The organism is Dyadobacter frigoris (assembly GCF_005280585.1).
GTDB lineage: Bacteria > Bacteroidota > Bacteroidia > Cytophagales > Spirosomataceae > Dyadobacter > Dyadobacter frigoris.
In genome coordinates, this window is sequence record NZ_SZVO01000005.1 from 361,209 (window position 1) to 373,543 (window position 12,335).

Annotated in this window: 14 protein-coding genes; 8 read left to right on the forward strand and 6 right to left on the reverse strand. The window is 38.5% G+C overall.

Going from position 1 to position 12,335, the window contains the following annotated elements; all coding sequences use genetic code 11:
* Positions 1–49: 49 nt before the first annotated feature.
* Genes FDK13_RS12920 through FDK13_RS12935 form a run of 4 tightly spaced genes read left to right on the forward strand, consistent with a single transcriptional unit; the run spans position 50 to position 3,903 of the window.
* Positions 50–694 carry an O-methyltransferase gene (locus tag FDK13_RS12920; RefSeq protein WP_137340403.1) on the forward strand — a complete coding sequence of 215 codons (645 nt, stop codon included), beginning with the start codon at positions 50–52 and terminating at the stop codon, positions 692–694.
* A gap of 34 nt (positions 695–728) precedes the next feature.
* The gene (locus tag FDK13_RS12925; protein WP_137340404.1) at positions 729–2,975 is read left to right on the forward strand and encodes a LysM peptidoglycan-binding domain-containing protein; all 2,247 of its coding nucleotides are present in this window, start codon (positions 729–731) and stop codon (positions 2,973–2,975) included.
* A 15-nt stretch (positions 2,976–2,990) separates the two neighbouring features.
* Positions 2,991–3,572, forward strand: a complete 582-nt coding sequence (locus FDK13_RS12930) for a DUF3109 family protein (RefSeq protein WP_137340405.1) — start codon at positions 2,991–2,993, stop codon at positions 3,570–3,572.
* Positions 3,544–3,903 (forward strand): MGMT family protein, encoded by a 360-nt coding sequence (locus FDK13_RS12935; RefSeq protein WP_137340406.1) that lies wholly within the window; start codon positions 3,544–3,546, stop codon positions 3,901–3,903. The genes FDK13_RS12930 and FDK13_RS12935 overlap by 29 nt, the downstream gene beginning before the upstream one ends.
* Positions 3,904–3,974: 71 nt before the next feature.
* Here the strand turns inward: FDK13_RS12935 and FDK13_RS12940 are convergent, their stop codons facing one another.
* The 5 genes from FDK13_RS12940 to FDK13_RS12960 all read right to left on the reverse strand — a co-directional run bounded on the left by FDK13_RS12940 (position 3,975) and on the right by FDK13_RS12960 (position 8,348).
* Positions 3,975–4,379, reverse strand: coding sequence for a T9SS type A sorting domain-containing protein (locus FDK13_RS12940; protein WP_137340407.1), 405 nt, complete (start codon positions 4,377–4,379; stop codon positions 3,975–3,977).
* Positions 4,380–4,841: 462 nt separating this feature from the next.
* Positions 4,842–5,246, reverse strand: a complete 405-nt coding sequence (locus FDK13_RS12945; RefSeq protein WP_137340408.1) for a T9SS type A sorting domain-containing protein — start codon at positions 5,244–5,246, stop codon at positions 4,842–4,844.
* 226 nt (positions 5,247–5,472) lie between these two features.
* Complete coding sequence (locus FDK13_RS12950; RefSeq protein WP_137340409.1) at positions 5,473–6,051, reverse strand: hypothetical protein; 579 nt, start codon at positions 6,049–6,051, stop codon at positions 5,473–5,475.
* A gap of 244 nt (positions 6,052–6,295) precedes the next feature.
* The gene (locus FDK13_RS12955) at positions 6,296–6,784 is read right to left on the reverse strand and encodes a GtrA family protein (protein WP_137340410.1); all 489 of its coding nucleotides are present in this window, start codon (positions 6,782–6,784) and stop codon (positions 6,296–6,298) included.
* 106 nt (positions 6,785–6,890) lie between these two features.
* Positions 6,891–8,348, reverse strand: a complete 1,458-nt coding sequence (locus FDK13_RS12960) for a sodium:solute symporter (protein WP_137340411.1) — start codon at positions 8,346–8,348, stop codon at positions 6,891–6,893.
* 107 nt (positions 8,349–8,455) lie between these two features.
* Between FDK13_RS12960 and FDK13_RS12965 the strand changes: the two genes are divergently transcribed.
* The 3 genes from FDK13_RS12965 to FDK13_RS12975 are packed head-to-tail and all read left to right on the forward strand — an operon-like array spanning position 8,456 to position 10,118.
* Positions 8,456–8,731 carry an ATP-dependent Clp protease adaptor ClpS gene (locus FDK13_RS12965; protein WP_137340412.1) on the forward strand — a complete coding sequence of 92 codons (276 nt, stop codon included), beginning with the start codon at positions 8,456–8,458 and terminating at the stop codon, positions 8,729–8,731.
* Between the two features lie 35 nt (positions 8,732–8,766).
* Positions 8,767–9,381: a recombination mediator RecR gene (recR, locus tag FDK13_RS12970; protein ID WP_137340413.1), complete on the forward strand. Its 615-nt coding sequence runs from the start codon at positions 8,767–8,769 to the stop codon at positions 9,379–9,381.
* Positions 9,382–9,407: 26 nt separating this feature from the next.
* Positions 9,408–10,118 carry a superoxide dismutase gene (locus tag FDK13_RS12975; RefSeq protein WP_137340414.1) on the forward strand — a complete coding sequence of 237 codons (711 nt, stop codon included), beginning with the start codon at positions 9,408–9,410 and terminating at the stop codon, positions 10,116–10,118.
* A gap of 73 nt (positions 10,119–10,191) precedes the next feature.
* Here the strand turns inward: FDK13_RS12975 and FDK13_RS12980 are convergent, their stop codons facing one another.
* Positions 10,192–11,538: a tetratricopeptide repeat protein gene (locus FDK13_RS12980; protein WP_137340415.1), complete on the reverse strand. Its 1,347-nt coding sequence runs from the start codon at positions 11,536–11,538 to the stop codon at positions 10,192–10,194.
* 200 nt (positions 11,539–11,738) lie between these two features.
* Between FDK13_RS12980 and FDK13_RS12985 the strand changes: the two genes are divergently transcribed.
* Positions 11,739–12,278 (forward strand): TlpA family protein disulfide reductase, encoded by a 540-nt coding sequence (locus tag FDK13_RS12985; protein ID WP_137340416.1) that lies wholly within the window; start codon positions 11,739–11,741, stop codon positions 12,276–12,278.
* Positions 12,279–12,335 lie beyond the last annotated feature (57 nt).

A 12,335-nucleotide genomic window follows, 5' to 3' on the forward strand; every position in this document is an offset into this window, starting at 1 on the left:
TCACTAACAGCTGCTTTTCAATTTATAACCCTTAAAATTCATTCAACAAATGAAGTTTCTGGCGGAAGAAATAGAAGTGTATTCCGAAACTCATACTGAGAATGAAAACGAACTGCTAAAATCTCTTAACCGGGAGACACACGCTAACGTACTCAATCCCCGTATGCTTTCCGGGCATCTGCAAGGGCGGTTTTTATCCATGATTTCCCGCATGATTTGCCCTGAGAAAATTTTGGAAATAGGGACTTACACAGGTTATTCAGCACTCTGCCTGTGTGAAGGATTAAAAATTGGGGGAAAACTTATTACCCTCGATATTAATGAAGAGCTTGAAACCCTTACCCAACGTTATTTTGATCAATCCGAATTCAGTAATCAGATAGATTACAGAATTGGAAATGCATTGGATATTATCCCGACATTAACAGACGCCTTTGATCTGGTGTTTATGGATGCTGATAAAATCAATTACATTAACTATTTTAATCTTTGTATTGACAAAGTCAGGCCCGGAGGATTTATCCTTGCCGACAATGTTTTGTGGAGCGGAAAAGTAGTGGACAAAGAATTAAAGAAAATAGATAAGGATACTCAAGCGTTATTGGATTTCAACAACATGGTTCATGAAGATCATCGTGTATCCAATATCCTGCTGCCAATCCGTGACGGACTCATGATCCTTCAAAAATTGTAACTCGCAAATCTAACAAGCCAAGCTTTCATCATTTATGAACAAAATTTCCGGCACATACTTAAAAATAACCACACTGGTTTTCTTCTCGTTTGTCTTTCAAATTGCGAATGCACAAAGCACTTCTCCCGAAATTCCGGCGAGTGTGATGTTTGGAGGAATTACAGTTAAATTTGACAGAAGCGCACAAAACCTGATTGAGGAAGATATCAAAAGCCTGATGTCGAACAGGAAATTCTGGGAAGAAAAGATGGACCGGGCGATATTATTTTTCCCGATCGTGGAAAGTATTTTGATGGACGAAGAAGTTCCGATTGATTTCAAGTATCTGGCCGTTCAGGAAAGTTCATTCAAGCCGGATGTTGTTTCAAGTTCTAATGCCGTTGGTTTCTGGCAATTTAAACCTGAAACTGCTCAGGAATTAAACCTTCGTGTTGATAAGGATGTGGATGAACGAAAAAATATCAGTTCGTCCACCCATGCTGCGGCCTGGTATTTAAAGAAAAATAATACGCAGCTGAATAACTGGGTTTCTTCTCTTTATTCTTATTACCAAGGTGTAGGTGGTGTAAAAAAACTTGTTCCGGCTAACTGGTCCTATGCAAGAGAAGTTACATTAAACGGAAAAACGGATCGCTATATGCTTCGTTTTTTTGCACATAAAATTGCGCTGGAAGCTGGTATAGAAAGATATCGTACTACGAATTCCATGGTTCTGATTGAATCAGAATATGGCAAAGGAAAAACGTTTGCTGAAATTTCAAGCGAATTGGGTATTCAGGAACGAGATTTAAAAAGCTATAACCGTTGGGTAAGCGGCGACAAAATTCCTTCCGACAGAGAATATCTTGTGACCTTACCAGTACCTTCTAACTTAGTTGCTTCGGTACGTTCCAAATTGTCATTGCCAGCACAAAATCAACCTGTTTTAGCATCGTCTGCGACATCAGCTTCCAATGCAATTCCTGACGAAACGGGTTTCCCGATTCTGAAAAAGTCAAATGTAAAATCTAATGATAAAAACGGATATGCATTTTATGAAATAAATGGTTTACCGGGTATTGAAGCCAAAGCAGGTGATGATGCAAAAAGTATTGCCAAAGCGGGGAATCTTAGAAGACCGAGATTTTTAAAATACAATGATATGTCAGTTGATCTGCCTATTATTCCTGGAAATGTTTATTATCTGGCTCGAAAAAATAAGAAAGCAGCCATCCCATTTCATACGGCAAAAACGGGAGATTCATGGCAAAGTATTTCTCAGCAATATGGTTTGAGATTGGTAAATCTTTTGAAATTCAACCGTACAATCAGCAAAAATTATCCGCTTCAAACCGGGCAGGTTGTTTGGTTGAATAAAAAACGCCCAAGGAAAACGCCAATTGAAATTATTACACCTAAGCCGGGTGACAAAACGGTAACTGATCCAATGATCACATCGGCTCCCACCCAACCGCAATCAGGAAATGACATCCCCGTAAATGCTTCGGGAAGAAAAAAATATACACCGGTACTAGTTGATAAAAATCAGAGCAGCATCGCAAAAGAAGATCAGAATTTTCAACCTGGCGTTGTACCTGCTGTTTCGTCGCCATCAAACGTAGAAATTCCGGCAGTGGCAACGGCTCCGTCGGGAAATACGAATGACCGCGTTGTGATAATCACACAGGATGGAAGCGATGGCTCTTTCAAGCAGGCACCTGAACCAAAAGCAGTTCCAAGCAAGCCAGCTGCGAAACCTGCCGGCAAGCCTGTTGCTGTTGCTAAGAGAACGGATAGCAATCCATTCTCTACACCATCAGAAAATGCTTCACGGACACCTGCCAATACTCAACCAGCTGCTTTTGATAATCCATTGCCGCCGGTTAAGGAAAAGCCAGTTGTTTCTACAGTTAAAGAATCAACAAATTTCCATACCGTACAGGCCGGACAAACTTTTTACAGCATTTCCAGAATGTATAATTTATCTGTAAAAGAACTTCTGGCGATAAACCATCTGAATGATATTGTAAAATTAAGTGTTGGACAGAAACTGATTGTCGGCAAAGAAGCAGCGGCTGTTTCGGAAAGCGGAACAAATAAAGTTTCCGGAAATACAAAAGCAATAGCTGAAGAGCGTTCTTCACAGGGATCAGGAGTAAAAACACATACGGTAGCACCTGGAGAAACACTTTTCCGGATTTCCCAGAATTACCATGTTGGAATTGAAGAACTTCAAAAACTCAATAAACTATCGGGAAATACTGTTATCGTGGGTCAAAAACTTAAAATACCACAACAATAATAAACAAAAAACAAAGTGATACTTATTGATAATACCTGCATCAGTGACGATATTGAAGACCAGCTTTTTGTCTGTAATCTGGACAAATGCATGGGCGCCTGCTGCGTGGAGGGAGATTCGGGCGCTCCTTTGGATCCTGAAGAATTACCTATCCTGGAAAGCATTTACAGCCAGGTAGAGCCGTATTTAACTGAGGAAGGCAAAAGAGTTATCGCTGCCGAAGGTACCTATACAACTGATGATGACGGCGACTTCGTAACGCCGGTCATTAATGGAAGAGAATGCGCTTATGCAATTTACGATGAAAGAAAGATATTAAAATGCGGAATTGAGCAGGCATATAACGATGGCAAAATTGATTACAAAAAACCGATTTCCTGTCATTTGTATCCTATCCGTGTCACAAAATACGAACAATATCACGCACTGAATTACGACCGCTGGGAAATTTGCAGTCCGGCTTGCAGTTTTGGACAAGAGCTTGGCGTCCCTCTTTATCAGTTTTTAAAAGAGCCTTTGATTCGTGCTTACGGCCCGAAATGGTATAAGGAACTAACGCAGGAAATCGATGACCGCAAAGAAGGCAGAAAAATATAGCCCGGCTACCAACGATTTTTTCGAAAATGTTTATGATGTCGTTCGTTTAATTCCCAAAGGACGCGTTACTTCATACGGCGCTATTGCTGCTTATTTAGGTTCCAAAAGAGGTGCCCGAATGGTGGGATGGGCTCTCGGCAATAGTTACACGCAACATAACGTTCCGGCCCATCGCGTAGTAAACAGAAATGGATTATTAAGCGCAAAACATCAGTTTGAAACACCCACCGCCATGCAGGAAAAACTGGAAAGTGAAGGCTTGGAAATCAAGGACGATAAAGTACAGAACTGGAATAACAAGTTTTGGGATCCGGAAAAAGAATTATCCTGAATTTGAAAATATTCAGACACAAAAAATCCCGGCCATCTCTGGCCGGGATTTTTTGTGTGCTTGTTGTTTTTTTACAAAACGACCTCTTTGTTATTAGAAGTTTCGATTTCCAGTTTCTTGATGATTTTATTGTCTTTGTTATACAGTTCAAAGTGATATGTTCCGTCTTCCATTCCTTCCACATCAAAAACGCGGCGGTATGGGCCATCGTTTTTCTTTAATACTTCCTGATAAACTATATTTCCTCTGCTATCTCTCAAAATTACATTTACGGATGCTTCCGGAATTTTGTCGATCGCTAATTTTACTTTGTTTGTATTAACAAGTTTATAAAGCGAAGCATCAAATGTAGCAACAGATGATTTTACTTTTTTGTCTGTTTTCTCTACCTTATTTTCTTTGGCATAAGAGAATGATACAAGAGAAAAAGCTAGTGTCAATGACAAAACGAATTTGGAAATTGCTGAAATTTTCATGGCTATAATTTTTAAAATTTGATTGTTTATTTAACATGGTTATCTATCTGTTAAAAAAGTCCGTGCCAAATAAAATTTCGCATGTCAAATAGAGTATATTTTAATTCAAATAACTCACTATCAGTAATTTAAAATATTTCCTAAAATTCATCCCTATCCTAAAAGTGTTCATTAGCGAACAAAACAATCCATTATTGAACATTTCGGACACATCGAGAAATATTGCACGTTTTGCCCAATTATTTTTCCGTTTAGAAGTTGCTTACTTATGAGCTAAGACATCTAAACTGAATCTTTAACGAAGACATAAAAAACCCACAATAAACGACTTTCAATACCTTATAAGCTTAGTCATCAACTATATAATTTCCTCTGACAAACTATTGTAAATCCTTAAAACTCGAACAACAAAAAAGCTCCGCCATTTACGGCTGAGCTTTTCTAAATCTTACAAACTGTTTCTTACAAAACCACAACTTTGTTATTAGAAGTCGTAATTTCCAGCCTTTTAGTAATTTTACGGTCTTTATTATACAATTCGAAATAGTACGTTCCGTCTTCCATTCCTTCCACATCGAAGACGCGGCGGTAAGGTTGGCTGTCACCTTTTAAAGCTTCCTGATAAATAATACTTCCTTCACTGTTTTTGAGAACCACACTTACTGTGGCCTCAGGAATTCTATCAATGGCTAGTTTCACTTTGTTTGTATTGGCTACTTTGTACAAAGATGCGTCGAAGGATAGAGCAGATGTTTTAGCTTTTTTATCAAGTTTTTCACCTTCATTTTCTTTGGCGTAAGAAAATGACACAAGAGAAAGAGACAATGTCAATGACAAAACGAATTTGGAAATTGTTGAAATTTTCATGGCTATAATTATTAAAATTTGAATGTTTATTTAACATGGTTATCTCTCTATTAAAAAAGTCCGTGCCAAATAAAATTCGGTGTGCCATTCAACATTTTTAAAAATTCAAATATCTCAATATCAATATTTTAAATAAAAAATTAAATAAAATATACGGCAGAACAAGTGTTCATAAGCGAACATAATTTTCTGATACCGAACGATCCGGACCTATTAATCCGGTCATTCAGATCTTCGTTTTACCACCACTTTCATTGGCAATTCTCTGAATTTGGGGCAAACGGCTGGCAGGGATAAGGTTTTTATAATCCCAGAAAGCAGAAACGCAGACAATCTTCCATTGACCATCTATCTTTTCCATCAGCCTTACTTCCTTACTGTGATGGAAATTCTTTTCAGGTTTGTCACTATTGAACTGGTCCCAGGTAAGGTAGGCAACATTATCTCCGTAGAATTTGTACTTCATATTCTTCCGTTCCACCTTGGGATGGCTGGAAACAGGCTCTGGATTTTCAGAAATGTATTTTCCGATTTGTTTATTAATGTCATTCCAGCCAACATTGGAATCAAAAGTTCCGTCGTCATTACTCCAGGCCTGGAAAGCGTAATCGGTTTGGGCATAATTTGATTTCCACGCCTCATAATCTCTTGCAAAAAAGGATTCGGTTTCCTTTTCAATGGTTGCCGTAATAGCTTTCTTTTCGTTTTCCAGATTACCTTCCTTTTCTGAGTTCTCCTTCTTCGGCGTATTATAACAAGAAACAAATAAAAAGGCCGCAACAAGCATTAATGATATTGTTTTCATGATCTTGAAATTTTGATTTGTTTACACTATGGTTCTCTAATTCTCTTCATTTAATCCAAGCTATTTTTTTCAAAAATTAACAATACTTTATCACCGATTTCTGGAAGAAAGTTACATTAATTATAGAATTAAAACAAGATAAAAATTACCTATTTCAATTATTTAAAATAAATTTTTGCCACAAGAGAATATCATTACCAGCATTTAAATCTGGTAAATTTCTTTAAACAAAAGAAGGCATCTGTTACTTGCTCAACAAACTTTTGAGCCTGTCGTAAAATCCTGTATCCTGAAAGGTAAATCTTTTATGAAGAATGTAATTACTGATAAAACTTATTCCCATACAGGTCAGCAGACTAAATAATTGATTGATATCAACCAGTTTTACAGAGAAAGGTATCATGATTTTATATTGACCGACAAGTATAAGGGAAAGTCGAAATAACGCGTCCGAACCGTAAACCGTTATGCAAAATGAAAGCGCAGCGACCAAAGCGAATTTGATCATCTCCCTTTTACTCTTTGTTTTATTTTTGGTACTAAAGGCAAATATTTTTGTCAGAAAAAAACCGGCTACAAAGGCAACCAGATATCCTGCTGTCAGCGATTGTACGTAAGTAATGGCAAACCAATCCTGAGCCAGAGTACCGATTATAAGCTGTATGAGCACACCTGCTGCTGCTACCAGGAAGTAAGCAAAAATATCACGCAGGTTTAATAAGTCATTTTTCAAATTGTGTGTTTCTTATTTTCTATTCTTTTAAACCAACCTTATAAAAACAGGATTGACTGAAATAATTTAGTTTTCGGTCAATCCTGTTTTTAAATATTGTTCAAAATTAAGCCAATTTCTTGGCCTTTTTATCAGTAAGCAGCCAAAGTCCTATAAATGTAATCAGCCCGTTGATAATCAATCTTTCAAAACCGAATTTATACCCGTTAAACCATTCTTCTGAATGATTATTGATATAGTAAGTCAAAATTGGCGCGAGTATACAAACAAAAGGAACATAGCGGTCAAGAACTGGTCGTTTCAAGTATAAACCAAAGACAAATAATCCCAGTAAAGGACCATAAGTATAACCGGCCAGATCGAAAATAGCCGTAATTACTTCTTTGTTATTCAGTCTGTTGAAGATCAGTATTACAACATAGAATAAAACAGAAAACCCGATATGCACCCAGAATTTGATTCTTGAACGCTTTTCTTCCGGCTTCTTTTCAATTTCCATAAAGTCAATACAAAAGGCCGTTGTTAATGCCGTAAGTGCAGAATCAGAGCTGGCATAAGTTGCAGCCGTAATACCTAATAAAAACGTGATACCAACGGCCATGCCTAAATGATTGAGTGCCAGCATTGGATAAAACTCATCCGTTCTCCCGGTAGCGGGAATTCCTTTCGCTGCTGCATATACGTAAAGTAACGCACCGAGTGACAAAAACATGAAGTTTACAACAACCAAAACGGCTGTAAACCAGAACATATTTTTTTGCGCTTCGCCGATATTTTTACATGTTAAGTTCTTCTGCATCAAATCCTGATCCATTCCCGTCATTACAATGGCAATGAACATACCTGCAAAAAACTGCTTGAAGAAATTTTTCGAATCGTTAAAATCCCAGTAAAATATCTTGGAATAACCGCTGCTTTGCACCGTGTTCCAAACATCGGAAAGACCATGAAGATTAAGCTCCTGGGAAACCAGAACAATGGTAAGGATAACAGCCGTGATCAGGAAAAATGTCTGGAGTGTGTCCGTTACGATAATTGTTTTTACACCTCCTTTAAATGTATAAATCCAGATCAACAAAATGGTAATTGCGACGGCAACCTCGAAAGGAACGCCAAGCGGTTTAAAAAGTGCGAGCTGCAAAACCTGCGCGGCAACGTACAAACGCACGGCTGAACCGACAGTTCGTGACAAAAGAAAAACTGCCGAACCCGTTTTATATGACCAGAAACCAAAACGCTGTTCCAGGTAAGAATAAATGGAAATCAGATTCAGACGATAATAAAGAGGCAGCAAAACGGTACCAATAACCAGATAGCCGAAAATATATCCTATCACTACCTGGAAATACGAAAACTGGATATTGGCAACGGCTCCGGGTACAGAAATAAATGTAACACCGGACAAAGACGTACCAATCATTCCGAAGGCAACCAAATACCAGGGCGACTGCCTGTTGGCGGTAAAAAATGTATTAGTATCTGCTCCGCGAGAGGTGTAAACGGACACCGTAATCAGCATTGCGAAATAGACAATAAGAATAATTAAAGAAATGTAGGGATTCATTCACCTGTGGGTTTTAAGAAAGCATGAATAATAAAAGAGGTGATAAAAGACTTCGAATAATCTCCACTTTTGATTAGATTTGCTAAACAAACAGAAATTTGGTTGTTATGCAAGTGCTAATAGAAACAGATACAGAAATTCTCGAAAAAACGGTTGAGACCGATTTGATGAAGCTGGTTGTTTATAATGATGATATAAATACATTTGACTGGGTTATAGATACTTTGATGGAAGTTTGTAAACATACCAGCGAACAAGCCGAACAGTGTACCCTGATTATCCATTTTAAAGGGAAATGTTCCGTCAAAGAAGGAGAATTTGAAGAACTTGCCGGCATGAGGAATGAAATTTGCAGGAGAGGTATTTCAGCAGAGATTCATTAATTTAAAATCGGCGGTTACTTACTTTATTGCTACACATGAATTATCCGTCCCGTCTTATTGAGGATGCAGTCAGTGAAATTTCCCGGCTTCCTGGAATCGGAAAAAAAACAGCGCTCCGCCTTGCCTTGCACTTACTGAAACGTGACGAGCAGCAAACACGCGGACTTTCAGAAGCACTCTTGAAAATGAGGACGCAAACCTGCTACTGCGTTCAGTGCCATAATATTTCAGATGAAGAATTTTGTAATATCTGCAAGAATCCAAAACGTGATTCTTCGATTATCTGTGTTGTAGTGGATACTAGGGATGTTTTGGCAATAGAAGCTACCAGTCAGTTCAAAGGTTTGTATCATGTTTTGGGTGGAATCATTTCACCCTTGGAAGGAATCGGCCCGTCTGATCTCAACATTGATTCTCTCATTAACAGAATTGGAAATGCTCCACAGGACGAGCGCGTTCAGGAAATTATTCTTGCACTAAGTCCAACCATGGAAGGCGACACTACTGCTTTTTATTTACAGAAAAAACTAAAACCCAGCGCAGTCAAGGTGAGTACTATTGCCCGTGGAATTCCCATTGGCGGTGATCTTGAATATGCTGACGAAATAACACTTGGTCGCAGTATCGTAAGCCGGGTGGCTTACGATTGAAATGTTTATTTAAAAATCAAAGTATTATGAATAGAACAGATTTTTTGCGCACTTTAGCCGGAAGCTCTTTGGCTGTTGGTGCACTTGCTGATTTCGCATTTGCAGAAACTTCATCAGGAATATTGCTTGAGACTGCACCTTTCAAACAAGCTCCGCTTCCATACGATTTCGCGGCTTTGGAACCGAGTATAGATAAACTGACGATGGAAATACATTACGGCAAACACCATGCTGCTTATGTAAAAAATCTGAATGATGCTGTAAAAGGCACAGAATATGAAAAGAAAACGCTGGAAGAAATTGTAAAAACAGCTGGAAAAGCACCTGCTGCGATACGTAACAATGGTGGCGGGCACTGGAACCACACTTTCTTCTGGGAGGTAATGGGCGCCGGAAAAGGCGGTGTTCCAAAAGGCGCCGTGGCTGATGCGATCAATGCACAATTCGGTTCTTTCGATAAATTTAAAGAAGCATTCGGCAAAGCTGCTACGACCCGTTTTGGATCTGGCTGGGCATGGTTAACTGCAAAAGACGGCAAACTTGCCATTAGTTCTACTGCAAACCAGGATAACCCGATCATGGATATCGCCGAAGTTAAGGGAACGCCAATTTTGGGATTGGACGTTTGGGAACACGCTTATTATCTGCATTACCAAAACAAACGCGCGGATTACATAGCCGCATTCTGGAATGTTGTAAACTGGGATAAAGTAGCTGAAAACCTAAAAAAAGCATAGATTTTAATGGTTAGTTGTTAATGGTTAATTGTTAATGATCAGCCATTAACAATTAACCATTAACAACTAACCATTAATTACAGTAAGTGCTGATCACCTTATAAGAAGGCATATAGCCAAGCTCTCCTGCTCTGCTCAAATCCAGGCAACCTTCGTTTACCTGCCCCAGACTGTGCTTGATAATTCCTCTGATATAATACGCTTCCGGGAAATTGGATTTTAATTTTATTGAGCTTGAAAAATCAAGAATAGCGCTCATTTGATCCCCAATTGATGATTTGATCAATCCTCTTGAAAAATATGCATCAGCATAAGTAGGATTTAGTTCAACCGCCGTACTGATATCCAGTAAGGCTCCTTTACTATCCCCGCTTTTTGATTTACTGACACCACGGATATAATATGCTTCCGAACGTTCGGTTGTAAGATCATCTATTTTGATATGTTCCTTTACCTGATTACGCAATTCATCCAAAACACTTTTGGTAATTCTTCCGGTGTAAACGATCTTTTTAGGATCCGAAATATAAAGGTTTTTTATTTCGATTGCTTTTGTAAGGTCAATAAGCGCACCACGCTGATCATTTAGTTTTGTTTTGGAAAAGCCCCGTCCATAATAAGCTTCGTAGTTTTCGGGTTCGATTTGTAAAGTTTTGTCATAATCCGCAATAGCGCCCTGAAAATCGTCAATTTTGTTTTTTGCAAAACCTCTCTTATCATAATACGAGCTTTCATTCGGACTTAATTCTATTGCTTTGGTGAAATCCGCCGATGCTCCTGCAAAATCATTTAATTCGATTTTCGCATTTCCCCTGCCCGCATACGCCCCGGCACGTTTGGGACTAATTTCAATAACACGTGAAAAATCGGCCAGACTTCCCGCATATTCGTGTAAATGCAGTTTGCAGTTTCCGCGTGCATACAAGGCAGCAACATCGCCCGGATCCAGCGTAAGCGATTTGTCCAAATCCGCCATCGCACTCCTGTGATTTTCCAATTTGGCATAACTTACACCTCGGTTGTAATAAGATTTTGCATCTTCCGGACTCAATTCGATGGCTCTTGTATAATCCTGAATTGCTGCGCGGTAATCGTCCTGCATACTTTTACTTACACCGCGGCTCTGGTAATAAAGTGCTTCCTTGGGATTAATTTCAATGGCATGATCATAATCCAGAATAGCACCACGGTGATCTTTCAAATTGGCTTTGGCCAAACCTCTGTTAAAATAACTTGGCGCATGTTCAGGATTGATCGAAACCACAACGCTGTAAGCCTGAAGAGCGCCGGCAAAATCACTCGCACGGGCTTTGGTATTTCCTTCTTCAAAATATTCAGCTGCCGAACGTTGTGCAAAAGTTTGATAAGGTAAAATCAAAACTGTAAAAATAAGTGCAAGAAGAACTTGTTTAACTTTCATGAATGTATAGTTTTTCAATAGACAGGATTTATGATGTTAATATTGACATAAAAGTATTCAAATTATGACTGCGATTTGCAAACAAGTTCTCTATTTTTTGAAGCTTTGCAGAGAATTAATATCTTACATAATATAACTACTTTTACGGATAGAAATAATTCTAACATTCGTTGTATCAATATTATTACGCTTATTCAATTATGACCAGCACACCCAAAAAGCTTCTGATTTTTGCTTTATCCATTTTAGCGTTTGTAGCCATCTATTTCGTTGTGTTTGCTCCCAAAACAGACATTCCATCAATAGAAAATGTCGCATCGGCACCGGAAGCTTCATCAGTATACCTTTCTTCTCTCAGAGATCTGAAAGGAAATCCAGTTGCGATGGATGAAAATAAGCTTGTATTCTTAAACGTCTGGGCGACATGGTGCGGACCGTGTAATATGGAAATGCCCGGAATCCCGACTTTATATAACAAATATAAAAACAACAAAAAGGTTGATTTTTTTATAATTTCTGATGAAGATGCCGAAACAGTCAATCCTTTTATAGCACGTAAAGGATATGAGCTTCCGTTCTATCAGTTTGCAGGTCCATATCCTCCGGCATTGGATGGAAATGCAATTCCGAGAACCTATATCATATATAAAGGAAAAATCTTGACACAGGAAATTGGAGCCTCGCAATGGGACACACCTGAAATAAACAGTTTGATTGAAAAACAACTTGCAGAAATTTAACATAATGCATAAAAAAAACGGTCTGGAAATATTTCCAGACCGTTTTTTTTATGCATT